Here is a 24,128-nt window from a genome sequence, read left to right as displayed (position 1 = left end):
CCGTGACCACCACCCCCCGCCCCACCACCCCCGCGGCGCCCGCCGCCGGGCCCGAGGCCGTGCCCGCGCCACCGCTGGCACTGCCCGACGCGTTCACCGCCCACGCCCGCACCCGCCCCGACGCCCCCGCCCTGCTGTGGCACGAACGCACCGTCAGCTACCGCGCCCTCGCCGACCTCGCCGACGCCGAACGCGCCCGCCTGACGGCCCTGGACCTGGCCCCGGGCGAACCGGTGGGCCTGTACGCCGTCAAGTCGCCCGAGGCCGTCGCCCTCGTCCTGGCCTGCCTCATGGAGCGCCGCCCCTTCCTGCTGCCCTCCCCGCAACTGGCCCCCGCCCTGCTGGCCGCCCTCTTCGCCCAGGCCGGCGCCCGGCGCGTGCTCGCCCCCCTCGGCCAGCACACCCCCGCCCTGCCCGCCCTGCCCGCCCCCGCCCCGGTGCCCACCCTCGCCGCCGGCACCTCCTTCATGCTCACCACCTCCGGCTCCACCGACCTGCCCAAGATCGTCCCCCTCGCGCAGGCCGGCGTGGACCGCTTCACCGCCTGGGCCCACGACACCTTCGACCTCGGCCCCGGACGCGTCGTCGCCGGCTACGCCCCCCTCAACTTCGACCTCGCCCTGCTCGACGTGTGGGCCACCCTCGCCGCCGGCGGCACCTGCCTGCTCATCGACCCCGCCCACGCCCTCAACGCCCGCCACCTGCTCGCCCAGCTCCAACGCCACCGCCCGCACGTCCTGCAGGCCGTCCCCCTCGCCTACGCCCTGCTCGTGCGGGCCGCCGCCGGCACCACCGTCCTGGACGGCGTCGAACACGCCGCGTTCACCGGCGACGCCATCGACGCCCGCACCCTGGCGGCCCTGCCCGCCCTGCTGCCCGACGCCGCGCTCTACAACATCTACGGCTGCACCGAGACCAACGACAGCTTCCTGCACCGCCTGGACCGCCTGGACGCCGCCGCCGCCCTGCCCGTGCCCATCGGCGAGCCCCTGCCCGGCGTGCGCACCCTGATCACCACCGCCGACGGCACCCCCCTGGAGGGCCCCGGCAGCGGCGAACTCCACGTCTCCACCCCCTTCCAGGCCGCCGGCTACCTCGACCGCTCCCGCGACGCCGGACGCTTCACCACCCGCCCCGAGGGCGCCGGACCGGGCCGGCGCTGGTTCCGCACCGGAGACCTCGTCACCCGCGACGACCACGGCCGCATCCACCTCACCGGCCGCGCCGACTTCCAGGTCAAGGTCCGCGGCGTCGCCGTCAACACCGCCGAGATCGAACGCGTCCTGCTCGCCCACCCCGACGTGCGCGAAGCCGCCGTCGCCGCCGCGAGCGACCCGCTCACCGGCAAACGCCTGCACGCCGCCGTCCAGCGCGCCCCCGGCTCCGCCCTCAACACCCTCGTCCTGCGCGAGCACCTGGCCCGCAACCTGCCGCGCGCCGCCGTCCCCGAGAAGCTCGCCGTCCACGACGACCCGCTGCCCAAGACCGCCACCGGCAAGGTCGACCGCAAGGCCGTCCTGCCCGCCCCCTGACCCCCGCACCCCCGCACCACCCGCACCACCCCCGCACCCCCGCACCACCCGCACCACCCCCGCACCCCCGCACCACCAGTCACCGACCGACCACCCACCACAGCCAGGGAGTTGCCCGCCATGAGCAACATCGCCCAGATCAAGCGGTTCCTCATCGAGGAGTTCCTGCCCGACATCACCCCCGACCAGCTCGCCGACGACCACGACCTGCTCTCCGACGGCGTCATCGACAGCCTCGGCGTCCTCAAGCTCATCGCCTGGGTCGAGGACCACTTCGCCCTGCCCGTCGACGACACCGACCTCGACCCCAACAACTTCCGCTCCGTCGCCGCCATCGACGCCTTCATCACCGAACGCCGCACCACCGCCGCCGCCGCCACCGCCACCGTGGGCGGCTGACGGCCATGCACCCGGCCCTCACCGCGCTCCTCGCCGCCCGCCCCGTCGACCTGGAGGCCTGGCGCTCGTGGTGGGACCAGCTCGAACACCGCACCCTGGGCCCGGCCGACAGCGACCGGGCCCAGGCGGCGGCCCTGCTGGCCAGCCTCACCACCCGCCTGCCCGACCCGGCCACCCTCACCGCCCTGACCACCTCCCTGACCGAACGCGCCCCCCACCCCGGCGACGCCCACCCCCACAGCGTCAACATCGTCGGCACCGGCGGCGGACCGCCCACCCTCAACCTCTCCACCGCCGCCGCCCTGACCGCCGCCGCCCTCGGCACCCCCGTCGTCAAGACCGGCTCACGCGCCTACACCAGCGCCGCCGGCTCCGTCGACCTCCTCGAACGCCTCGGCATCCCCCTCACCACCAGCCACCACGCCACCGCCGACCACCTCGCCCAGCACGGCATCGCCTTCGCCGGCCCCCACGTCTACCCGCCCGCCCTCACCCGCCTGGCCCGCACCCTCTACCCCCTCGCCCTCAAACCCTTCGGCGCGTTCCTCAACACCCTCGGCCCCCTGCTCGCCACCGTCCCCGTCACCGCCCAGCTCACCGGCGTCGCCACCCCCGCCGCCCTCGCCGCCCTGCGCCCCCTGGCCGCCCAGGACCGGCGCCGCACCGTCTGGCTGGCCCACAACACCGCCGGCGCCGACGAACTCCTGCCCTTCGCCGACAACACCCTGCACACCCCCGACGGCGACCTCCACCTGCCCGCCGGCACCGTCGCCCCCCACCACGGCACCCTCGCCGACCTCGCCCCCCACCCCGACGACCTCACCGGCCACTTCCTCGACGCCCTCGCCGACCGCGCCGGCCCCACCACCACCCGCACCATCGCCCTCAACGCCGCCGCCCTCGCCCTGGCCGCCGGCCGCCACACCCACTGGCGCACCGCCTACACCGACGCCCTGGCCGCCCTGGCCGACGGCACCCCCCGCGCCCTGGCCGAACGCCTGCGCACCCGCACCCGGAAGGCCGCCGGTGTCTGAGACCCTCTTCCCCCCGCACACCCTGGGCCTGGCCGTCTTCCTCAACGCCGGCGACCCCGCCGCACCCCTCGCCGACCTCGCCCACCTCCTCGACGACCACGGCGTCGACGTCCTCGAACTCGCCGTCCCCTTCCCGAACTCACCCACCGACGGCCCCGTCATCCGCCGCTCCGCCACCCGCGCCCTGGCCGCCGGCACCACCCTGGACACCACCCTGGCCGCCCTCGCCGACCTCACCCCCACCCTCCGCCACCTCAAGGTCGCCCTCCTCGCCGACTGGAGCCACAGCCTGCGCCACCGCGACCCCGCCGCCACCGCCCGCGCCGTACGCGCCAGCGGCGCCCGCGCCCTGCTCGTCCACGCCCTGCCCCCACGCCTGCGCCCCGCCTGGCAGCAGGCCCTGCGCGACGAGGACCTCCCCCAGGTCACCACCTGCTACCCCGCCTCCGCCCCCGACGTCCTCACCGACGCCGCCCGCGGCGCACACGGCGCCTACGTCTACCTCGTCGCCCACTACGGCCGCTCCGGCACCGCCCCCGCCGCCGGCCACCACACCCTCGCCGCCACCGTCACCGCCCTGCGCACCGCCGCCCCCGCGACCCCCGTCGCCGTCGGCTTCGGCGTGCGCAGCGCCGCCGACCTCGACGCCGTCGCCGCCTGCGGCGCACACGCCGCGATCGTCGGCTCCGCCGCCGTCGCCCGCCTCGAGCACGCACAGACCGAAGGCCTCGACCCCGTCACCGAACTGCGGGCCTTCCTCACCGACCTCCGCCCCGCCCGCCGCCCCCCGGCGAAGCGGCCCGGCGGACCGCGCACCACCGCACCCACCCCCACCACCCGCGGCACCACGACCCGAGAGGAAACCTCATGCTGATCCGCGACCTGGCCGACGTGAAGACCGTCGAGTGGGGCAACGGCCTGTCCCGCCGCTTCCTCCTGGAGAGCGACGGCCTCGGCTACAGCCTCACCGACACCGTCGTCAACGCCGGCACCAAGTCCCGCCTGGAGTACCGCAACCACCTGGAGGCCTGCTACTGCATCGCCGGCTCCGGCGAGGTCGTCACCATGGACGGCACCACCCACCCCATCACCCCCGGGCGCCTGTACGCCCTCGACGAGCACGACGCCCACTACCTCGTCGCCTCCCCCGAGGAGGACCTGCGCCTGGTGTGCGTCTTCTCCCCGGCCCTGCGCGGCGACGAGGTCCACCAGCTCGACGCCCACTCCTCCTCCGCCTACTAGGCGCCCGGCGCCCCGCGCCCCCGCCGCCCCCGCCGGGGCCCGCGCCCGGGCCCCGGCGGGGGCGCGCCCCCAGGAACCGACGTGAGCCGGCGCCACCGCGCGCCGGCCTGCCACCCCGGGCCCCGCCACCGCGGCCCGGGAGGAAGGCGGCACATCCCATGATCCGCTGGAACGCCGACCAGAGGGCCCTGCGCGAGGGCCTGGCCCGCTTCGGCGACGACCTCAGCGCCGGCCACATCGAAGGCGACGAACAGGGCGCCTTCTCCCACGACAAGTGGCGCATGATCCAGAAGACCGGCATCCTCTCCCTGCCCTTCGAGGAGCGCTACGGCGGCCTGGGCCAGTCCCTGCTCACCACCATGTACGTCCTCGAAGGCCTCGGCGCCACCTGCCGCGACGGCGGCCTCAACTTCTCCGTCACCACCTCCATGGCCTCCACCGGCGTGCCCCTGCAGGCCTTCGGCTCACCCGCCCTCAAAGAGGCCTACCTGCCGCGCATCGCCTCCGGCGAGGCCATCGGCGCCCACGCCATCACCGAGTCCGATTCCGGCTCCGACGCCATGCAGATGCGCACCCGCGCGGTACGCGACGGCGACCACTTCGTCCTCAACGGCGCCAAGACCTTCGTCTCCAACGGCCCCGTCGCCGACGTCGTCGTCGTCTACGCCCGCACCCACCCCCAGGGCGGCGCCCTGGGCGTCACCGCCTTCCTCGTCGACGCCCACACCCCCGGCCTGACCACCGGCAACCCCATCAAGAAGATGGGCCTGCGCACCTCCCCGCTGTCCGAGCTCTACCTCGACGACGTGCGCGTGCCCGCCGACCGCGTCCTGGGCCGCGTCGGCGGCGGCTTCCTCGTCCTGGACCACGTCATGAAACGCGAGATCCTCTACAGCTTCATCGTCAACACCGGCGAGATGCAGCACCGCCTCGCCCGCTGCCTGGACTACGCCAAGACCCGCATGTCCTTCGGCAAGCCCATCGGCTCCTACCAGTCCGTCGCCAACAAGATCGTCGACACCAAGATCCGCCTGGAAACCGCCCGCAAGTGGCTGTACGACACCGCCCAGCGCCTGGAGGCCGGCGACAACGTCACCGTCGACATGGCCATCGCCAAACTCCTCACCAGCGAGTCCAACCTCGCCACCTCGCTGGCCGCCGTCCAGGTCTTCGGCGGCAACGGCTACATGTCCGAGTACGGCCTGGAGAAGGACGTGCGCAACGCCGTCGCCGGCACCATCTACTCCGGCAGCAACGAGATCCAGTACAACCGCATCGCCGCCATGCTGGGACTGGGCAAATGACCGCCCCCGCCGCCCCCCACCCCGCCGCCCCCGCCGCCCACCCCGGCGCCCCGGCCCCGCGCCGCGCCGGCCACCTCAAGGTCTGCGGCGCCCGCACCCGCTCCGACCTCGCCCTGCTCGCCGACACCGGCCCCACCCTGGTGGGCCTGTGGCACGGCGTGCCCGGCGGCCCCGCCGACCTCGACGCCGACCGCCTCGCCGACCTCGCCGCCACCGCCATCCGCCTGGGCCTGGAACCCGTCCTGGTCACCTTCCTCGACCACGCCCCCACCCTGGCCGCCCTCGCCCGCGCCACCGGCATCCGCTGGATCCAGCTCCACGCCTACCAGAGCCCCGCCCTCGTCGCCGAACTGCGCGAGCACCTGCCCTACGCCGTCCTCGTCAAGGTCCTGCACCTGTCCCGCGGCCGCTGCCTGGAACGCGCCTTCACCCGCGCCTTCGAACGCGCCGGCTGCGACCTGTTCCTCCTGGACACCGTCACCGACGACGGCCGCGTCGGCTCCACCGGCCAGAGCCTGGACCCCGCCCACGTCCACGCCCTGCTGCCCCGCCTGACCATCCCCTTCCTCCTCGCCGGCGGCCTCAGCGCCGCCAACCGCGCCACCTACCGCACCGTCACCGACCACCCCCTGTACGCCGGCGCCGACATCGACTCCGCCGCCCGCGACCGCACCGGCCGCCTCACCCACGACAACGTCACCGCCCTCACCCGCGCCTGGCACCCGCGCCTCCAGGAGGCCCCGGCATGAGCCCCAGCTTCACCGACGCCCTGCTCGGCGCCGAACGCCCCCTGGTCATGGAGGTCAAGCTCCGCGACCCCCACGGCACCGACCTGCTGGGCGACCGCACCGTCACCGACCTCGTCGCCCGCTACGAACGCGCCGGCGCCCCCTGCCTGTCCGTCGTCACCGGCCGCTGGTTCGGCGGCACCACCCGCCTGCTGCGCGAGGTCGCCGCCGCCACCGACCTGCCCGTCCTGCAGAAGGACTTCCTCACCCGCCCCGCCCAGCTCGAAGCCGCCCGCGCACTCGGCGCCTCCGCCGTCCTGCTCACCGCCGCCCTGCTGCCCGCCGCCTCCCTGCACCGCCTGGTCGCCTGCGCCCTCGACCTCGGCCTGACCCCCTTCGTCGAGATCACCGACGAACGCGAACTGGCCGCCCTGCCCCGCCCCCGCGAATGCGTCGTCGCCGTCAACAACAAGGACATCCGCACCCGCGAACGCGACCGCGGCGACCTCGGCCGCAGCCTGCGCCTGCTGCCCGCCCTGCGCGCGGCCGGCGTACGCGCCCCCGTCTCCGCCTCCGCCATCACCGACCCCGCCGACGCCGCCCGCCTCCTGGACGCCGGCTACGCCGGCCTGCTCGTCGGCACCTCCCTGATGCGCACCCGCGACCTCGCCGGCTGGCTCGCCGACCTCGACCACGCCCGCACCGGAGCCGCCGCGTGAACCACGACCTGCGCACCCGCTCCCTGGTCCTGGACGCCGACGGCATCCCGCTGTCCGCCCTCGTCGCCGAACCCGAGCACCGCACCCCCAAAGCCGTCGTCCTGGCCATCCACGGCCGCGGCATGCGCGCCGCCTACTTCGCCGGCCCCGCCCACCGCGACACCAGCCTGCTCACCCTCGCCGCCGACCTCGGCTACACCGTCCTGGCCGTCGACCGCCCCGGCCACGGCGCCTCCGCCCACCGCCTGCCCGCCGGCCAGCTCATCGCCGACCAGGCCGCCACCGTGCACGCCGCCCTCACCGACTACGCCCGCGCCCACCCCACCGGCGCCGGCGTCCAACTCCTCGCCCACTCCTTCGGCGGCAAGATCGCCCTGCACCTCGCCGCCCACTGGCCCGCCGACCCCGCCCTGCCCCTGCTCGGCTGCGACATCTCCGGCCTCGCCCAGCACTACGCCCCCGGCGCCTGGGACCGCCCCGACGACCTCGCCGGCGGCGGCCGCCTCAACTGGGGCCCCCTGCACCTCTACCCGCCCGGCACCTTCCACGCCGCCCGCACCCTGCTCACCCCCGTCCCCGCCCTCGAATCCCGCGAACTGGCCACCTGGCCCGCCCGCTACAGCGCCCTCGCCGCCCGCGTCCGCGTCCCCGTCCGCCTCACCCTCGCCGACCACGAGCACTGGTGGCGCCTGGAGAGCACCCACCGCGCCGCCCTGACCGCCGCCTTCCCCACCGGCCTGGCCCACCTCGCCACCGCCCGCCGCGCCGGCCACAACCTCTCCCTGGGCCACGCCGCCCGCCCCTACCACCTGCGCGCCCTCGCCTTCACCGACGACTGCCTCACCCGCCCCACCCCCACCCCTGCGCCCGCGCCCGCGTCCGCGCCGCTGCTCGCCGCGCTCTGACGCGCCGGCCCCCCGACCACCTGGCGCAGGGTGGAGGGAAGGGCCCCGCCGTCCCCCTCCGGGCGAAGGAGGACGGCGGGGCCCGCCCACCGCACCCGGGGGAAGCGGGCGCCGGGGGAATCGCGCCCGGCCCGCCGCGGTTGCCCCCACAGGCGCGCCGACAGACGGCCGCGCCCGACGAGGGGAGCAGCACGTGCGGATCGGCGACATCGACGTCCTGGCCATCACCGACGGAACCGGCACCGAGACCGCCGCCGACATCCTCACCCGCCCCGGCACCGACGACCCCTGGGCCTGCCACCGCCACCACCTCGCCCCCGACGGCACCCTCACCCTGCCGCTCGGCGGCTTCCTCGTCCGCACCGGCGAGCGCACCGTCCTCGTCGACGCCGGCGTCGGCCCCCACGACGACGGCACCTACCGCGGCGGCGCCCTGCTCGACTCCCTCGCCGCCCACGGCGTCACCCCCGCCGACGTCACCGACGTCGTCTTCACCCACCTCCACTTCGACCACACCGGCTGGGCCTCCGTCGAGGGCCGGCCCGTCTTCCCCCGCGCCACCTACCGCGCCCACCGCGCCGACTGGCAGCACTTCGTCACCGGCCCCACCGCCTCGCCCCAGGCCGTCGCCAAGCTCGCCCCCGTCGAGGACCGGCTCGAACTCTTCGACACCGACACCACCCTCGCCCCCGGCCTCGACGCCCTCCACCAGCCCGGCCACACCCCCGGCACCACCGTCTACGTCCTGTCCTCCCGCGGCCTCCGCGCCCTGCTGCTGGGCGACGTCGCCCACTCCGTCGTCCAGTTCGCCGAACGCGACTGGCAGGTCGTCTGGGACATCGACCCGGCCGCCGCCCGCGCCGTGCGCAACCGCATCGCCGACCAGGCCGCCGACACCGACACCCTCCTCGCCGCCGCCCACTTCCCCGGCATGCGCTTCGGCCGCATCCTCACCACCGGCGGCCACCGCCGCTTCGCCCCCCTCTAGCAGCCCGCCCCCGAGGACGGCCGCGCGGCCGTCCCCGGGGGCTGTGGTGAGTTGCGTCCGCGGGCCGCCGGGCGTGCGTTCCGGCGGTGTCCTGCGGGTGCCTGCGGGGGCCTCGCCCGTTCCGGTACCCCCCGGCGTGCTCCTCGCTGCCCCTGGGGCGCGCGGCCGTCCGCGGGGCCGGGGAAGCTGCGCCCGTCGGCCGCCGGTTCGGCTGCCGGGCGTGCGTTTCGGTGGTGTCCTGCGGGTGCCTGCGGGGGCCTCGCTGTCCTGGTGCCCCCGGTGTGTTCCTCGCCGACGGCCTCGTCCCGGCCCCGTGGGGCGCGCGGCCGTCGGCCGGGCCGTGGCCGGTTCCGGTGTTCCCGGTGTGTTCCGTGCCTGCTGGGGTCCCTGTCCGTTGTGCCCGTCGGCCGCCGGTTCGGCGGCCGGGTGTGCGTTTCGGTGGTGTCCTGCGGGTGCCTGCGGGGGCCTCGCTGTCCGGGTGCCCCCGGTGTGTTCCTCGCCGACGGCCTCGTCCCGGCCCTGTGGGCGCGCGGCCGTCGGCCGGGCCGTGGCCGGTTCCGGTGTTCCCGGTGTGTTCCGTGCCTGCTGGGGTCCCTGTCCGTTGTGCCCGTCGGCCGCCGGTTCGGCGGCCGGGCGTGCGTTCCGGCGGTGTCCTGCGGTTCCTCGACGGCCGCTTGCCGGGCGGCCGCCCGCTGTGCGCCGGCAAGCCGCCGGTCGCGCCGCCGACGTGCGCGTCTCACGCTGCCCGGCCTGCGGCCCGGGGCCGCCCGCCGGGCCGCCGTGCGCACCGGCCGGCCGGCTGCGCCACGGGGTGCGCGTTCAGCCTGCGGGCGACGGCCGCCCGCCGGGCCGTCGCCCGGCCCGATGTCCTCGACCACCTGCTGTGCGACCCACCGGTACCCGCCGGATCGGTTGGCGGCAAGTCCCTCTCCCCGCCGAGGACTTGGGGCTTTCCGGGTGGCGCCCGCGTCCCCACACTGGGCTGACCTGCCGGGGGAGGGGGCGCCATGTGGGTGGTACCGGTCCTGTTGCTGGGGGCGGCGGTCGGGCTGGCTGCGGGGTGGCTGCGCAGCCGGGCGGCGCTGCGCGAGCTGCACCGGGCCGAACGGGACGCACGCGGCCGGGAGTTCGACCTCCGCCCGCACGAACTCGCCGCCCTGGCGGGCAACCTGGCGCAGCTGACGCTCCTGGAGCTGTACGAGCGCGGCCGCATCGTCGCCTCCCGCTCCGGGGACGTCACCGCGACCGCGACCCCGGCCGCCCCGGGCGCCGGACCGCAGGAGACGGCTCCGGTGGAGGAGGCGGTGGTGGAACAGCTGGGGCCCACCGGAACCGGCGACATCGGCGCCCTGGTCACCGCCGTGGAGCGCGGCCCGCAGGTGCGCGAGGTGCGCGCGCGCCTGGCGGGCGCGGGCCTGGTCGACGACGAGGAGCTGCAGGAGCGCGCCCGGCAGGCGAGCGCGCAGATGTTCACGGTGCTGGTCTCGGTGGCCGCGACGGGCGTGGCCGCCCTGGCGTGGGCGCTCGTGACGGGCGGGAACCTGCTCCTGCCGCCGGCGGGCTTCGCGGTGCTGTTCGCGCTCGCGCTGTGGGCCCACCGCAGGTCGTGGCCCTACCTGCGCCCGACCACCGTGCTCGGCGCCCGGGTGCTCGCCGAGGCGCGGGCCGCCCGGCGCCATCCCCGGGACCGGGCCGAGGCCGTCGCCCTGGACGGCCTGGAGGCGTTGCCCGCCGACCACGACCTGCGGGTCTGCCAGGAGGCGGCCCGCGCCCGCAAGGCCGCCCTGGCCCGCGCGGCGGCCACCAAGCGGACCGCCTCGCACGGTACCGGCGGTCGAAGCGGCGGCAGCGGGGGAGTGGGCGCCGGCGGGTGCGGTGGCGGATGCGGCAGCTCGGGCTGCGGCAGCGGCTGCGGAGGAGGCTGCGGCGGCGGTGCGTGAGCGCGCCCGCCCGGCCGGGGCGCCCCTGGTGGCCTGTGCGCCGGGTTCGCTCGTTGCGCGCCCCATGGCGGGCCCCGGGGTCGGAGTGGGAAGTCGGCCTGGCCGACTTCCTGTGCGGTGGTGGGAGTGCGGTGCGCCGCCGCCCCGGAGCGGGGCGGCGGCGTGTGGTCAGCGGGCGGCGAACTCGCCGGTGCGGACGGCGGTGACGAAGGACTGCCAGGCGGCGGAGGGGAAGAGGAGGGCTGGGCCGGAGGGGTCCTTGGAATCGCGCACGGGCACCACACCGGCGAAGCCGTCGGCGACCTCGATGCACTGGCCGCCGTTCGGGCCGCTGTACGAACTCTTCCGCCAGGAAGCCTCCGTCAGGTCGACATCCACTCCAGGTCCCTCCTCGCCCCACGGATGAAAGCCAATGATTCGGTCTGGCCGAGGGCCTCGACCGCCAGCCGATCGTAGCCCCTGCTCAGTGCGGCAACCGACTTGGAGTCGCGGTCGATGTAACCGCGTTGCTCGACCTCGCCGTAAGCGAGAACTTTTCGGTTCGGCATGGTAAGGAGGGTCGCCATGTGCGTGAACGCCCGGTTCTCGCCCAAGGCGAACGGGGCCACCTGGATGATCACGTTGGGTCGAGCGGCCAACTGCTCGAGATGAAGCAGCTGTTCGACCATGACGTCCCGCCCGCCGACGACCCTCCTGAGGCAGGTCTCGTCCAGCACCACGTGCAGGAGCGGGGGCGGGGTACGGTGAAGGACTTGCTGTCGGGCAAGCCTGAATTCGATGCGCTCGTCGGCCAGCTTCTGGGGAGAGAGGCCCAGCCTCACGTTGCCCATCTGGAGCGCGGTGGCGTATGCCCGAGTCTGCAGGAGCCCGGTGATGACAGTGCCCTCGAAGATTCTGATCTCTTCCGCGAGGGCCTCGTAGCGGGAGAACTCCGGGAAGCCCTCCAGGATCGCGGCGTTCTTCAGCTGATACCACATCAGCAGCATGGTGCCGCCCGTGTCGAGGGCGATGTCGGCGAGCTCGGCAAGCTTGCGGCTCGGGGGCCGGTGCGCAAGTTCGATGTAGGACAGGTGCGAGGGCGAGCACCCGATGAGGGGGGCCAGGTCCTCCTGGAGGAGGTCCTTGGCCTCCCGGAAGGCGCGGAGCTGGATCCCGAAGGGCGCCCAGGGGCTCGACTCGGGGTCAATCTTCTTCTTGTTCAAGGCAGTCCTCAACTTCCGTACGACCCCATGGCAGGTAGCAGGCCGCTTCCGATGCTAGGGGAATCCGGGCCACCATATGCACAGAACGTGAAACTCCGATCGCAGAGGGTTCCCTTTCCATGTCCAACGACCAAGCCCCCCGCCTCCACGGCTACGGTGTCCGCTGGGACCCGGCGGCCGGCTGCCACCGGGTCCGCAACGAGACGACCGGCGAGTGGCTGCGCGGGCCGGACGGCGAACCGGCCTCCTTCACCTTCTTCGGCGACGCCTTCAGCGCCTGGCGCCGCTTCGAGGTCCACAAGCGGCCCGGTGAGAAGTGACGTTGTCCACCGACCCCCGCCCGTCGGCCGGGGCCCCCGTGTGCCGGCTCGGCTGCCACGTCCTGGTCCGCAACCGGCGCGGCGACGTCCTGCTCGTCGACCCCGACTACCTGGACGGCATGGTCCTGCCGGGCGGCTCCGCCCGCCCCGACGAGCCCCCGCACCTGGCCGCCGCCCGCCACCTGCACGCCGAGACCGGCCTGGTCGCCCGCCTCGCCCACGTCCTCGCCGTCGACTTCGCCCCCGCCGACCGCTACCTCCAGCGCCTCACCCTCGTCTTCGACGGCGGCACCGTCCCCGACACCACGGTCGTCACCGTCCCGCCCCGCCACCGCAGCGGACTGCTCGGCGCCCGCTTCGTCCCCGCCCGCAGCCTCCCCGACCTGATGGCCCCCTCCCAGGCCGCCCGCGCCGCCGAAGCCCTCGCCGGCCGCTCCCTGCCCGCCCTCCTCCACGGCCAGCGCGCCGTCTGACCCCGCCCGCACCCTCGACGGACAGCTCTCACCGCGAGCTGAGATGGAAGGCGTGGCCGCGACGCAGCCCCCGTGCTCGACGCCGCGCTGGCCGAGGAGTTCTCCATCCTCCTCGTCGGCATCCAGCGCCTCGTCCGCCGCCGCCTGCGCCGGACGACGGACCGACTGCGCGTCTCGGAGGCGGCCGAGGAGCCGTGCCTGGCCGGCAACTCGGTCTCCACCCTCGTCAACCAGCCCGCCGCCCCGGGCCTGCTGCGCCGGGAGGCGGACCCCTCCGACGGGCGCGGCCCTGCTGTACGCCACCCCGCGGGCCGTCGAGCGGATCGAGGCCTGGCGCCGGCGCCGGCGCGCCCTGATGGGCGACACCGTCGCCGACCTGCCCGCCGAGCAGCGCCGGGCGCTGGCCGCCGCCCTGCCCGCGCTGCGGCAGGTCGCCGAGGGCCTGCGCCCCGCGCCGCGGCGCAGGAGGAGGAACCGTGAGCGAGCACACCGGGCACGCCGGGCACACCGACCACACCGGGCACGCCGACGGCACCGGGAGCAGCGGCGGGGCCGGGGAGGCGGTGGTGTGCCGGGGCCGCGGCAGGGCCACCAGGGCCGTCGGCCGGATCGACCTGACCGTGCGCGCCGGCGAGGTGTTCGGCCTGCTGGGCCCCGACGGCGCCGGCAAGGCCACCACCATCCGTGCGATCACCACCCTGCTGGCCGTCGGCGGCGGGATGGTGAGCGTCTTCGGCCACGACGCCGCCCGCGGCCCCGTGCAGGTGCGCCGCCTGCTCGGCTACGTCCCCCGGCAGCTGTCCGCCGACGCCGCGCTGACCGGGCGCGAGAACGTCGCCCTGTTCGCCCGCGCCTTCGACGTCCCGTGCCGCGAACGCGCCGCCCGCGCTGACCGGGCGCCGGCGCCGTCGGCCTCGCCGACGCCGCCGGGCGGATGGCCGCCACCTGCTCCGGCGGCGTGGTGCGCCGCCTCGGACCCGCCCAGGCCCTGGTCGGCGCCCCGCGCCCGCTCGTCCTGGACGAGCCACCGTCGGCCTGGGCCCGATCGCCCGCACCGGCGTGGGGGAGCGCGTGGACGCCGTGCGCGCCGCCACCGGCATGACCGTCCTGGTCACCGCCCTCCCTCCGTGCCCGCCGGCGGGCACGGAGGGGCCCGTCACGGACGGGGCGGACCGCCACCGCGACCGCGTCGCCCTGACGGACCGCGGCCGCAGCCGCGCGCTCGGCACCCCCGCCGAGCTCAGGGAGCGGGTACGCGCGGGAGACCCCGCCCGGGGCGAGCCCAGCCTCGACGGCGCCTTCCGCCGCTTCGCCGGCCGGCAGCCGGCCGACGCCACGGAAGGAGACTCCTCCGGGGGTCCGCCGAACCGGCCGCACCGCGGGCCGCGTCGGCTGAGGCCGGGCCACCCGCGCCGCCGGCCCCGACCTGTCCCTGTGCTGTGCCCCCGCGCGCCCGCTCCGGCCGGCGCCTGGTGCCCGCCCGCGGCGGCGCGATGTGCGCCGTCGAGCTGCGGAAGCTGCGCCACGACCGCACCGAGCTGTACACCCGGGCCGTCCGGCCGGCGCGGTGGCTGCTCGTCTTCGGCGGGACCTTCCCCCGCCTCACGGCCATCCCCGCCGGCGGCATCCCGTACCCGGACTACCTCGTGCCCGGCATCGTCGCCCAGTGCGCGATGTCCATCGCGCTCTTCCACGGCACCGTGTTCGTCTGGGAGCGGGACTCCGGGGTCCTCACCGGACTGCTCGTCACTCCGGCCCCGCGCGTGGCCCTGGTCACCGGCAAGGCCTCCGCCGCCGGCGTCAAGGCGCTCCTCCGGGCCGCGGTGGTGGTGCTGATCGCCGCGGCCCTCGGCGTCGCCGTGACCTGGAACCCGCTGCGGCTGCCGGGGTGGCGGCCGTCGTGCTGCTCGGCTCGGCGTTCTTCGCCTGCCTGTCGGTGGCCGTCGCCGGCGTCGTGCTCACCCGCGACCGCCTGATGGGCATCGGCCGGGCCATCGCCGTGCCGCTGTTCTCCGGCTCCAACGCCCTCTACCCGCCGGACCCGATGCCCGGCCGGCTCCGGGGCGTCAGCCGCGCCGACCCGCTCGGCTACCAGGTCGACGCGCTGCGCGGCCTGCGCATCGGCACCCGAACCGCCTGCCGCCGGACTTCGCCGTCCCCGCCCCGGCCACCGTCCCGGGCATCACCGCCGCCTCCGCCCTGCTGGGCCGCCTGGCCCGCTGAGCACGCCCACCGGCCGCCCCCCCGGGGCACGCCGGCCCCGGGAAGGGGGGCGCGCGCGGAGCCGGGCGCCGGCCGGCTCCGCGCGCGCGGGGGAGGAGGGGTCAGGCGGCGGCGTCCTGGCGCCGGGTGCGGACGCTGGAGACCAGCTGGGCGCGGATGCGGGCGGGCACCTCGGGGGCGAAGCGGGCCAGGTAGTGGTCCAGGTGGGTCTCGTCGCCGCAGAGGAACGGCAGGTCGAAGACCAGCAGCTTGCGCACCGCCAGCAGCGGGACGGGCGCGCGCAGCGGCCGGAAGGAGCGGTTCCACAGGCCGGGTTCCTCGCACACCGGGTGGAACTGTCCGATCATCAGGCCCTGTTCGACGAACTCGTCCTTGGCCTTGCGCTGGAGCTCGTCCAGCACGGTGGAGTCCGCGCGGTCCAGCTGCGGCAGGACCAGCAGCACGGTCAGCAGCTCGCGGTCCGACTCCTCGTCCAGCGCGGCGAGCAGCGCGTCGTAGTGGGCGCGCAGTTCGGCCACCAGCGCGGGCAGGTCCCCTTCGGGGGAGGCGTCGGCGACGGCGATGTGGAACAGGCCGCGGCGCAGCGAGGGCTGGGTGTAGGGGCAGACCGGGCCGCTGCGGCCGAGGTCGGGGTGGGCGGCGGTGAGGAAGGCGCGCGCCCAGGCGAGGGTCTCGGCGGCCTCGGGGCGCCCGGCGGCGTGCCCGGCGTCGATCTGCCCGGCGCTGTACAGGCGCAGCGCCCCGGTGACGGCGGCGGGGGCGCTCATCGCGGCCCCCGCCACACCGGGGCCAGGCGGGGGCCGCCGCCGGGCAGGGCGAGGGACTCGCCGAAGGGGGTGAAGCCGTGGGCGGCGAGCAGGCCGGCGCCGGCCGGGGAGCTGGCCTCGGCGTAGGCGGCCTGGCCGGCGGTGTCGACCTCGGCGAGGAAGGCGCGCAGCAGGGCCCGGCCGGCGCGGGTGCGGCGGGCGCCGGGGTGCACGCCGACGAAGGAGAGGTAGTGGTGGGTGCGGTGGCGCGGGTGGCGCCGGTGCTGGAGGCGGGCGATGGCGGCCAGGCGGCGGGCGCCGGCGCCGTGGCCGTCGCTGCCGAGCGCCTCGGCGAGCGCGCCGGCGGCGGCGCCGTCCCCGTCGCCGGGGTCCTCCCAGCGGCCGGGCGGCAGGAACAGCAGCGCCCCCAGCGGCTGCCCGCTCGCGGGGGGCGTGCCGGTGTCCTCCCCGGCGCCCGGGAGGGCGAGCAGGGCGCCGCCGTGGGCGAGGCTCTGCTCGGCCTGGAGGCGGAAGAACGCGGGCAGCACCCGGGCGCGGTGGGCGGGGTCGGGGAAGGCCCAGAGCATCAGGGCGTCCTCGGCGAACGCGGCGGCCAGCACGCGGGCGAGGGCGTCGCGCTCCTCGGGCCGGGCCGGACGGACGACGGGCTGCACGGCGGGCCCGGCGGCGGGCTGTGCGGGGGGCCCGGCGGCGGGCCGTGGGACGGCCGCGGCGGGCAGGGCGGTGGCGGTGGTCAACGGGCACTCTCCTCGAACGAGGGGGCGGACGAAGGGGAAGGCGGGTCAACGGTCACGGCGGCGGGGCCGGCGGGGCCGGCGGGTGCGGCAGCGGGCACGGCGGCTCCGGCAGCGGCGCCCGAAGCGCCCGAAGCGCCCGAAGCGCCCGAGACGCCCGAGACGGCCGAGGCGGCCAGGGCGGCCACGCGCGCGTGCAGCGGCGCCACCCACCCCTCCGCCTCCGGCTTGATCAGCACGCTGCGCAGCACCCGCGCCCCGTCCGCGTCCGCGCGCACGCCCGGATGGCGGCGCGCGAAGTCGGCGGCGTCCACGCGCAGCACGCTCAGGTACACGGGGTCGTGCTCGTCGGCCATGCCCCGGCGCAGCACCGTCTGCGAGGCCTCGTCGAGCGCCGACAGCGCGGGCGTGCCGGGCACGGTGGGGAAGTAGGTGACGATGTCCAGCTGCGGGCGCTGGTACAGCGTCAGCTCCGCGCTGTCCTCGATCAGGCCGGCCCAGGCCAGGGCGGCGCGCCGGCTCGCGGCCAGCCCCGCGCCCAGCCCGTGCGCGGTCAGCGGCAGCAGCTGCAGGGTCAGCCACAGCGCGGCGGCCGACGCCCCCGCGCGCGAGCACTCCAGGCTGATCTCGCCCAGGTGCAGCTCCGCGTCGGTGAAGTAGGTGTACGGGGAGTCGTGGGCGAAGTGCCGCCCGATGCCCGGGTCGGCGAACAGCACCGCCCCGCAGCCGTAGGGCTGGAGGCCGTGCTTGTGCGGGTCGACGGTCACCGAGTCGCAGCCGCCGATCGCCCGCCACGGCGCCGGATCCACGCCCAGCGAGGCGGCCAGCGCGTCGTCGGCGGCCAGCAGCGCGAAGAACCCCCCGTACGCGGCGTCCACGTGCACCCGCGCCCCGTAGCGCCGGGCCAGCGGCAGCACCTCGTGCACCGGGTCGACGGCGCCCGCCCCGGTGGTGCCGCAGGTGACCACCACCGTGCCCACCCGCCCGGTGCGCAGCAGCTCCTCCAGCGCGCCGACGTCCATCCGCCCCTCGGCGTCCGCCGCCACCGCGTACCCCCGCACGCCCAGCACGTGGCACATCCGGCTGTGGGTGTAGTGCGCCTGGGCGCTGTAGGCCACGCCCCGCCCGGGGTGGCTCTGGCGCGCCACGTACAGCGCCTCCAGGTTGGCGATGGTGCCGCTGCTGGTCAGGTGGCCCACGTGCGCGGGCAGCGCGAACATCGCGGCGAGCTGCGCCACGCACTCGCGCTCCATGTCGTTGGTGGCCGGACCGCCCTCGTAGGCGTGGTTGTTGGGGTTGAAGCGCATCGCCGTCAGGTAGCCCACCACCGCCGCCGGGTGCGGCGGCTTGACCATCTGCCCGGCGTACCGCGGGTGGAAGAACGGGTAGTTGTGCTCCAGGCGCTCGGCGAAGCGCTCGAACGCGGCGGCGAAGTCCGCCTCGTCCACCAGGTGCGAGGGGTGCGCCCGCAGCGGCCCGAACCGCTCGCCCCACCGCTCGGCCACCTCGGCCGCCCTCGGCAGCCAGTACCGCAGGTCCACGCTCCGGCCCTTCCCCTCAGCTCACGTTCCCGGACGAATCAGGTGCCATCAGGTGCCGACGGACCGCGCCCTCGGCGAGGGGAGGCGACGCGCGGGTGAGCAGCGCGCCGGGCCCCTGGCGAGTACGGGCGGTCACCGCGTGCCGAAGCCCTCGAGCGTTCCTCGACCGCGTCGCAGCCACCGTCGCCACCCCCCGCAAGACGCCCGCAACACCCGCAGCTCACCCCCGCCCCGCCCCCGCCGCCCCACCGCCCCGCGCCCCCGCCCCGCCGGGGCGCCCGCCGCGCCCCCGCCGGCCGCGCGCGACGGCCCAAGCCGGACCCAAGCCCGGCGCGAGGCGGCGCTGCTGCAATCACCCCCGGACGAGGCCGCCCCCACCCGGGCGAGGCCGGGGCAGCCCCACGGGAGGACAGACGCGATGGTGACCAGACGCAGGATGATCGGCGCCGCCCTGGCGACCGGGGGAGGCGTCCTGCTCGTGCGCACCACGCTGCGCCCGGCCCCCTCCGCCGCGGCCGCCCGCGACGCCGCCCGCACCCCTACGGCCGCCGCCGCCCTGCCCGACCCCGGCCCGGACGCCGGCCCCGCGCTCGCCGAGAAGTTCACCGCCGCCCTGCCGCTGCCCCCGGTGCTCAGCCCCGTGTCCACCGACGGCGGCACCGACACCTACGCGGTGACCATGCTGCGCTCCTACGCGCGGATCCTGCCCGGCCACCGCACCGAGGTCCTCACCTACAACGGCGCCTTCCCCGGCCCCGTCATCCGCGCCCGCTCCGGGCGGCCGGTGGTCGTGCGCCAGACCAACCTCCTGGACGACCCGGTCTCCGTCCACCTGCACGGCTCAGCCGTCCCCGTGGACAGCGACGGCGGCCCGATGAACCTGCTGGGCCCCGGCGCCTCCCGCACCTACACCTACCCCAACGGCCAGCCCCACGCGAGCCTGTGGTTCCACGACCACGCCCACCACCTGGAGTCCGAGCACGTCTACCGGGGCCTGGCCGGCACCTACCTGCTCACCGACGCCACCGAGGCCGCCCTGCCGCTGCCCTCGGGCCGCTACGACCTGCCCATCGCGCTGCGCGACGCCCGCTTCGACGCCTCCGGCGCCCTCGTCTACCGCATGGACGACGCCGCCGGGCGCGCCACCATCCTCGCCAACGGCCGCCCCTGGCCCAGGGTCGAGGTCGCCGCCCGCCGCTACCGCATCCGCCTGCTCAACTCCTCCAACCTGCGCTTCTTCTCGCTGCGCCTGTCCGACGGCGGCCCCATCACCCAGATCGGCTCCGACGGCGGCCTGCTGGAGCGCCCCCACACCACCGACACCGTCGACCTGTCCCCCGGGGAGCGCGCCGACGTCGTCATCGACTTCTCCCGCTACCGCCCCGGCACCGGCGTCGTGCTCACCAACTCCATGCCGCCGGGCCCCGCCGAACACGTCGGCCAGGTCCTGCGCTTCGACGTCGGGCGCCCCGCCCCCGACCCCTCCTCCGTGCCCGAGCGGCTGCGCACCCTGCCCCCGCCGGGCCCCGTGGCGCGCGAGCGCACCGTCGTGCTCAAGGTCGAGCAGGGCGCGGCGGGAGCGGCCCCGCTCGGCCTGATCGACGGCCGGCAGTACGACCCCGCCCGCGTCGACGCCTCCGCCGCCTTCGGCACCTCGGAGGTCTGGACGGTGCGCAACGACAACACCGACATCCCGCACAACTTCCACCTGCACCTGGTGCAGTTCCGCGTCCTGGAGCGCAACGGGCAGCCCCCCGGCCCCGCGGAGGCGGGCCTGAAGGACACCGTGCGCCTGATGCCCGGCGAGAGCGTGCGCCTGCACGCGACCTTCGACACCTACCGCGGCCGCTACCCGTACCACTGCCACCTGCTGGACCACTCCGCGATGGGCATGATGGCCCAGCTGGAGATCACCTGACACCCCGCCGGGCCGGGCCGCCCGCCCGCGCAGCCGCGGCGCGGGCGACCCGGCCCGGCGGGCGGTCAGGACGCGTGGATGCCCTGGCCCGGCGTCAGGATCCCCGCCGGGTCCCAGCGCCGCTTGGCCGCCGCCACCCGCCCCCACAGCCCCCCGTAGTGGCGCCGCCAGTCCGCGCCGGTCATCCCCGGCACCGCCCCGATCAGGTACCGCTTGCCGCCCAGCTCCACCGCCAGGTCGTACAGCGCCCGGTTGCGCTCCAGCATCGCCGCGGTGTCCGAGCCCGGCCCCGGGAACGCCAGCAGGTCGAAGTGCCAGCCCACCTCCTGGCCCGGCAGCACCGCCAGCGGCGCCCGCACCTTCGAGCGCAGGTACGGGTAGAACAGCAGCAGCCCCGCCCCCAGGTCCTCGGCCGTCAGCACCTGCGCGGCCCGCGCCATGAACGCCCGCGCCGAGGCGCCCGGCACGAACACGCTCAGCCACGGCTTGGGCAGCCCCCACAGCCCGGCCGCCCGCAGGTACTCCGAGAAGCCGTCCACCCGGTACGCGTACTCCCGCCAGCCCTGCTCCACCACCTCCGTCTGCGCCGGCGCCAGCCCCGCCAGCAGCGCCGCCCGGTCCACCGGCCGCCCCGCGTCCGCGAACGCCACCAGCTCCGCCCGGTAGCGCCAGCGCGCACCGTCCGCGCTGCGCACCACGTCGCCGACCTGGAAGTCGAAGCGGCCCCGGGCCAGCACCTTCTCCTGGTCGGCGAGGTAGGCGTCCAGGTCGTCGTAGTAGAGGGAGAAGACGTGGGCGCGCTCGCGGGCCTCCACCAGGGCCAGGGTGGCGCGCACGATGACGGCGACCTGCCCGCCGCCGGCCAGCACCGCCTCGAACAGCTCCCGGTTGCGGGTGGGGGAGGCGGTCACCAGCTCGCCGGTGCCGGTCACCACGTCCAGCTCCAGCACGTTGTCGACCTGCATGCCGTGGCGCTGCACGCCGCCGCCGATGCCGCCCACGCTCAGCGTGCCGCCCACCGACAGGTGCAGGTAGTCGGTGAGCACCGGCGGCACCCAGCCCGCCGCCAGCCCCGCCTCGGTCACCTGCGCCCAGGTGGCGCCGGCCTCGACCACCGCGCGCCCCGGACGCACCGACAGGACCCTGGACAGGCCCCGGGCGTCGATGGCGACCCCGCCGCGGGGGTTGGCCTGGCCGTAGCTGGAGTGCGACTCCAGCCCGGCCCCGCCGAGCCGCGCCGCGTCCCCGCTCTGCCCGTTGACGGCCACCGGGATGCGGTGGCGGCGGGCGAAGGCGACCAGCTGCTGCACGTCGCGCACCGAGCCGGGGCGCAGCACGGCCCGCGGCCTGGCGGTGACGAGGTGGCCGAAGTCACCGGAGAAGCGTTCCAGCCCCTCGCCGTGGAGGGTCACGGTGCCGTCCAGGGCCGGCAGCCGGGCGATGTCCGCGCCGTCGGCGGCAGCGTCGGCCTCGGTGGCCCACGCGCCCGCGGCGGTGTCCCAGCCGACGACGGCGGCGAGGGCCCCGGTGCCGGCGGCGGCGAGGAGGGAGCGGCGCGACAGTCCTGACCTGCTCATATCAGAATTTCTCCGATCAGTCGTCAAATAGGGATTGTTGTACCGCAGTCGCCGGACGATCACCTACTGCCCCGCACCGCCCGGCTGCTCCCCGGGGACGGCGGCGCCGCGGTGCACACCCTCCGGGGCGCCCGGCCGGTACGGGGCGCGCTCGTGGGCCGTCCACGCGCCCGCCGCGACGCCCCCCTCCCGGGCGCGGGCAGCACGCCGTGCGCGCCGGGCGCCCGGGAGGGGCGGACGGCGCGGTGCGCGGCAGGGGGCCGCGCACCGGTCCGCGGGCGCGGGCCACCGCGCGGCACGGCACGGGCCGGGTGTGCTGCGCCCTGCCGGACCCCCTGCCCGAACCGGCAGGACGGGGGCCGGCACCCTCCCGCCGGGGCCGGGGCGCGGCGGGCTAGCCTGGCCCCATGTTCGTACTGGAGCTGACGTACACCGCCGACCTGGAGTCGATCGACGCCGCGCTGCCGCAGCACGCCGAGTGGCTGCGGGAGCACTACGCGGCCGGCACCTTCCTCGCCTCGGGGCGCAAGGTGCCGCGCGAGGGCGGGGTGATCCTCGCGGTGGGCGAGGACCGGGCCGGCATCGAGGCGCTGGTGGCCACCGACCCGTTCGTGCGGGCCGGGTTGACCGAGTACCGGGTGACGGAGTTCCTCGCCACCGCCACCGCCCCCGAACTGGCGGCCCACCGCCAGCAGCCGCCCGCCTGAGCCCCCGTCGGGCCGCCGCGCCCCGCCCCGGCGCGCCGACCCCCGCGCGCCCCGCCCGTGCGCGCAGGCTGTCCGCGCCGCCCCGGCGCGCCGCCCCGCGCCGCCCGTGCGGTTCGGGGCACGGTCGCGTTCTGGCTACGATCGGTGAGCACGGGGGCGAGCACGCATCGCGAGTTACCGACTTTCGGCGGGAGAAGACGGATGGCACACGCACGGGCCGGGCAGCCGGCGCAGCCCGGGGACCTGGTGGACGTGGCGCGGCTGGTGACGGCGTACTACGCGCTGAACCCGGACCCGCAGGAGCCCGGGCAGCGGGTGGCGTTCGGGACCTCGGGGCACCGGGGCTCGTCGCTGGACGGGGCCTTCAACGAGGACCACATCGCCGCGACCACGCAGGCGATCTGCGAGTACCGGGCCGAGCAGGGCGTCGCGGGGCCGCTGTTCCTGGGCGCCGACACCCACGCCCTGTCCGAGCCCGCCAGGGCCACCGCCCTGGAGGTGCTGGCCGCCAACGGCGTGCAGGTGCTGATCGACGCCGCCGACGGCTACACCCCCACCCCGGCCGTCTCGCACGCGATCCTCGCCCACAACCGGCGCAGCCCGCGCGCGCTCGCCGACGGCATCGTCGTCACCCCCTCGCACAACCCGCCGCGCGACGGCGGCTTCAAGTACAACCCGCCCAGCGGCGGCCCGGCCGGCTCCCAGGCCACCGGCCGCATCCAGGACCGCGCCAACGAACTGATCCTCGAGGGCATGCGCGGCGTGCGCAAGGTCCCCTACGCGCGGGCCCTGAACGCCGCCACCACCGGGCGCCACGACTACCTCACCGCCTACGTCGAGGACCTGCCCTCCGTCCTGGACCTGGACGCCGTACGGGCCGCGGGCCTGCGCATCGGCGCCGACCCGCTGGGCGGCGCCTCGGTGGCCTACTGGGCGCGCATCGCCGAGGTCCACCGCCTGGACCTGACCGTCGTCAACCCGGTGACCGACCCGACCTGGCGGTTCATGACCCTGGACCGGGACGGGAAGATCCGCATGGACTGCTCCTCCCCGGCCGCGATGGCCTCCCTCATCGGCCGCAAGGACGAGTACGACATCGCCACCGGCAACGACGCCGACGCCGACCGCCACGGCATCGTCACCCCCGACGGCGGCCTGATGAACCCCAACCACTACCTGGCCGCCGCCGTCGACTACCTCTACCGCCACCGCACCGACTGGCCCGGCGACGCCGGCGTCGGCAAGACCCTGGTCTCCTCCTCGATGCTCGACCGCGTCGCCGCCGACCTGGGACGCGGCCTGGTGGAGGTCCCGGTCGGCTTCAAGTGGTTCGTCGACGGCCTGCTGGAGGGCTCGATCGGCTTCGGCGGCGAGGAGAGCGCCGGCGCCTCCTTCCTGCGCCGCGACGGCGGGGTGTGGACCACCGACAAGGACGGCATCCTGCTGGCCCTGCTCGCCGCCGAGATCACCGCCGTCACCGGCGCCACCCCCAGCGCCCGCTACCGCGAGCTGACCGAGCGCCACGGCACCCCCAGCTACGCCCGGGTGGACGCCCCCGCCGACCGCGAGCAGAAGGCCCGCCTGGCGCGGCTGTCCCCGGAGCGGGTCGGCGCCGGCGAGATCGCCGGGGAGAAGATCACCGCCGTCCTCGCCAAGGCCCCCGGCAACGGCGCCCTGATCGGCGGCATCAAGGTCTGCACCGAGAACGCCTGGTTCGCCGCCCGGCCCTCGGGCACCGAGGACGTCTACAAGATCTACGCCGAGTCCTTCCACGGCGAGGAGCACCTGGCCCGGGTGCAGGACGAGGCCCGGGCGCTGGTCGGCGAGGTCCTGCGGGGCTGAGGCCGGGCGCGGGCGCGGCCCTGCCGCGCGCGG

General features: G+C 76.6%; 22 protein-coding genes and 2 pseudogenes. 18 read left to right on the top strand and 6 right to left on the bottom strand.

Annotated elements, in window-relative coordinates; genetic code table 11:
• Positions 1-2 precede the first annotated feature (2 nt).
• The 11 genes from ACH5AR_RS21085 (at position 3) to ACH5AR_RS21035 (ending at position 10,791) form a co-directional block, all read left to right on the top strand.
• A complete protein-coding gene (locus ACH5AR_RS21085) occupies positions 3-1,532 on the top strand; it encodes an AMP-binding protein (RefSeq protein WP_396302971.1) in 1,530 nt (509 codons plus the stop codon).
• A gap of 120 nt (positions 1,533-1,652) precedes the next feature.
• A complete protein-coding gene (locus tag ACH5AR_RS21080) occupies positions 1,653-1,931 on the top strand; it encodes an acyl carrier protein (RefSeq protein ID WP_396302970.1) in 279 nt (92 codons plus the stop codon).
• Between the two features lie 5 nt (positions 1,932-1,936).
• Positions 1,937-2,965, top strand: coding sequence for a hypothetical protein (locus ACH5AR_RS21075; protein ID WP_396302969.1), 1,029 nt, complete (start codon positions 1,937-1,939; stop codon positions 2,963-2,965).
• Positions 2,958-3,839 (top strand): tryptophan synthase subunit alpha, encoded by an 882-nt coding sequence (trpA, locus tag ACH5AR_RS21070; protein WP_396302968.1) that lies wholly within the window; start codon positions 2,958-2,960, stop codon positions 3,837-3,839. Before ACH5AR_RS21075 ends, trpA begins: the two co-directional genes overlap by 8 nt.
• Complete coding sequence (locus ACH5AR_RS21065; RefSeq protein WP_396302967.1) at positions 3,833-4,207, top strand: ectoine synthase; 375 nt, start codon at positions 3,833-3,835, stop codon at positions 4,205-4,207. The genes trpA and ACH5AR_RS21065 overlap by 7 nt, the downstream gene beginning before the upstream one ends.
• 158 nt (positions 4,208-4,365) lie before the next feature.
• Positions 4,366-5,511 (top strand): acyl-CoA dehydrogenase family protein, encoded by a 1,146-nt coding sequence (locus ACH5AR_RS21060; protein WP_396302966.1) that lies wholly within the window; start codon positions 4,366-4,368, stop codon positions 5,509-5,511.
• Positions 5,508-6,260: an N-(5'-phosphoribosyl)anthranilate isomerase gene (locus tag ACH5AR_RS21055; protein ID WP_396302965.1), complete on the top strand. Its 753-nt coding sequence runs from the start codon at positions 5,508-5,510 to the stop codon at positions 6,258-6,260. The genes ACH5AR_RS21060 and ACH5AR_RS21055 overlap by 4 nt, the downstream gene beginning before the upstream one ends.
• Positions 6,257-6,958 carry an indole-3-glycerol-phosphate synthase gene (locus ACH5AR_RS21050; RefSeq protein ID WP_396302964.1) on the top strand — a complete coding sequence of 234 codons (702 nt, stop codon included), beginning with the start codon at positions 6,257-6,259 and terminating at the stop codon, positions 6,956-6,958. Before ACH5AR_RS21055 ends, ACH5AR_RS21050 begins: the two co-directional genes overlap by 4 nt.
• The gene (locus ACH5AR_RS21045; RefSeq protein WP_396302963.1) at positions 6,955-7,863 is read left to right on the top strand and encodes an alpha/beta hydrolase; all 909 of its coding nucleotides are present in this window, start codon (positions 6,955-6,957) and stop codon (positions 7,861-7,863) included. Before ACH5AR_RS21050 ends, ACH5AR_RS21045 begins: the two co-directional genes overlap by 4 nt.
• Positions 7,864-8,056: 193 nt before the next feature.
• The gene (locus ACH5AR_RS21040) at positions 8,057-8,851 is read left to right on the top strand and encodes an MBL fold metallo-hydrolase (RefSeq protein ID WP_396302962.1); all 795 of its coding nucleotides are present in this window, start codon (positions 8,057-8,059) and stop codon (positions 8,849-8,851) included.
• Positions 8,852-9,858: 1,007 nt separating this feature from the next.
• Complete coding sequence (locus ACH5AR_RS21035; RefSeq protein ID WP_396302961.1) at positions 9,859-10,791, top strand: TIGR04222 domain-containing membrane protein; 933 nt, start codon at positions 9,859-9,861, stop codon at positions 10,789-10,791.
• Between the two features lie 168 nt (positions 10,792-10,959).
• Here the strand turns inward: ACH5AR_RS21035 and ACH5AR_RS21030 are convergent, their stop codons facing one another.
• Together ACH5AR_RS21030 and ACH5AR_RS21025 are read right to left on the bottom strand one after the other, a co-directional pair.
• Positions 10,960-11,169, bottom strand: coding sequence for a DUF397 domain-containing protein (locus tag ACH5AR_RS21030; RefSeq protein WP_396302960.1), 210 nt, complete (start codon positions 11,167-11,169; stop codon positions 10,960-10,962).
• Positions 11,154-11,993 (bottom strand): Scr1 family TA system antitoxin-like transcriptional regulator, encoded by an 840-nt coding sequence (locus ACH5AR_RS21025; protein ID WP_396302959.1) that lies wholly within the window; start codon positions 11,991-11,993, stop codon positions 11,154-11,156. The genes ACH5AR_RS21030 and ACH5AR_RS21025 overlap by 16 nt, the downstream gene beginning before the upstream one ends.
• A gap of 119 nt (positions 11,994-12,112) precedes the next feature.
• Between ACH5AR_RS21025 and ACH5AR_RS21020 the strand changes: the two genes are divergently transcribed.
• The 4 genes and pseudogenes from ACH5AR_RS21020 to ACH5AR_RS21005 all read left to right on the top strand — a co-directional run bounded on the left by ACH5AR_RS21020 (position 12,113) and on the right by ACH5AR_RS21005 (position 15,009).
• Positions 12,113-12,313, top strand: a complete 201-nt coding sequence (locus tag ACH5AR_RS21020) for a hypothetical protein (protein ID WP_396302958.1) — start codon at positions 12,113-12,115, stop codon at positions 12,311-12,313.
• A 2-nt stretch (positions 12,314-12,315) separates the two neighbouring features.
• Positions 12,316-12,786: an NUDIX domain-containing protein gene (locus ACH5AR_RS21015; protein WP_396302957.1), complete on the top strand. Its 471-nt coding sequence runs from the start codon at positions 12,316-12,318 to the stop codon at positions 12,784-12,786.
• Positions 12,787-13,349: 563 nt separating this feature from the next.
• Positions 13,350-14,182: pseudogene (locus tag ACH5AR_RS21010) on the top strand (ATP-binding cassette domain-containing protein).
• Between the two features lie 43 nt (positions 14,183-14,225).
• Positions 14,226-15,009 (top strand): annotated as a pseudogene (locus tag ACH5AR_RS21005) (ABC transporter permease).
• A 101-nt stretch (positions 15,010-15,110) separates the two neighbouring features.
• On the opposite strand, the gene ACH5AR_RS21000 reads toward ACH5AR_RS21005, so the two are convergent.
• From ACH5AR_RS21000 to ACH5AR_RS20990, 3 genes are read right to left on the bottom strand one after another with little or no spacing between them, the layout of a single operon-like run.
• Entirely contained in the window at positions 15,111-15,776 is a 666-nt protein-coding gene (locus ACH5AR_RS21000; protein ID WP_396302956.1) for a DUF6875 domain-containing protein, read from the bottom strand.
• Complete coding sequence (locus tag ACH5AR_RS20995) at positions 15,773-16,513, bottom strand: hypothetical protein (RefSeq protein ID WP_396302955.1); 741 nt, start codon at positions 16,511-16,513, stop codon at positions 15,773-15,775. The genes ACH5AR_RS21000 and ACH5AR_RS20995 overlap by 4 nt, the downstream gene beginning before the upstream one ends.
• Positions 16,510-18,051 (bottom strand): pyridoxal phosphate-dependent decarboxylase family protein, encoded by a 1,542-nt coding sequence (locus tag ACH5AR_RS20990; RefSeq protein WP_396302954.1) that lies wholly within the window; start codon positions 18,049-18,051, stop codon positions 16,510-16,512. Before ACH5AR_RS20990 ends, ACH5AR_RS20995 begins: the two co-directional genes overlap by 4 nt.
• Positions 18,052-18,469: 418 nt before the next feature.
• Here ACH5AR_RS20990 and ACH5AR_RS20985 point away from each other — a divergent pair, with 418 nt between their 5' ends.
• A complete protein-coding gene (locus ACH5AR_RS20985; RefSeq protein ID WP_396302953.1) occupies positions 18,470-19,969 on the top strand; it encodes a multicopper oxidase family protein in 1,500 nt (499 codons plus the stop codon).
• A 65-nt stretch (positions 19,970-20,034) separates the two neighbouring features.
• On the opposite strand, the gene ACH5AR_RS20980 is transcribed toward ACH5AR_RS20985, so the two are convergent.
• Positions 20,035-21,546, bottom strand: coding sequence for an FAD-binding protein (locus ACH5AR_RS20980; protein ID WP_396302952.1), 1,512 nt, complete (start codon positions 21,544-21,546; stop codon positions 20,035-20,037).
• Between the two features lie 407 nt (positions 21,547-21,953).
• On the opposite strand from ACH5AR_RS20980, the gene ACH5AR_RS20975 reads away from it, so the two are divergent.
• Complete coding sequence (locus ACH5AR_RS20975; protein WP_396302951.1) at positions 21,954-22,253, top strand: YciI family protein; 300 nt, start codon at positions 21,954-21,956, stop codon at positions 22,251-22,253.
• A 201-nt stretch (positions 22,254-22,454) separates the two neighbouring features.
• Positions 22,455-24,095 (top strand): phosphoglucomutase (alpha-D-glucose-1,6-bisphosphate-dependent), encoded by a 1,641-nt coding sequence (gene pgm / locus ACH5AR_RS20970; RefSeq protein WP_396302950.1) that lies wholly within the window; start codon positions 22,455-22,457, stop codon positions 24,093-24,095.
• Positions 24,096-24,128: the final 33 nt, after the last annotated feature.

The sequence above is a fragment of the Kitasatospora sp. NPDC018619 genome (assembly GCF_044391605.1).
Classification (GTDB): domain Bacteria; phylum Actinomycetota; class Actinomycetes; order Streptomycetales; family Streptomycetaceae; genus Kitasatospora.
The sequence above is the reverse complement of the archived record's forward strand: the minus strand, read 5'-3'. Positions and strand labels throughout refer to the sequence as shown.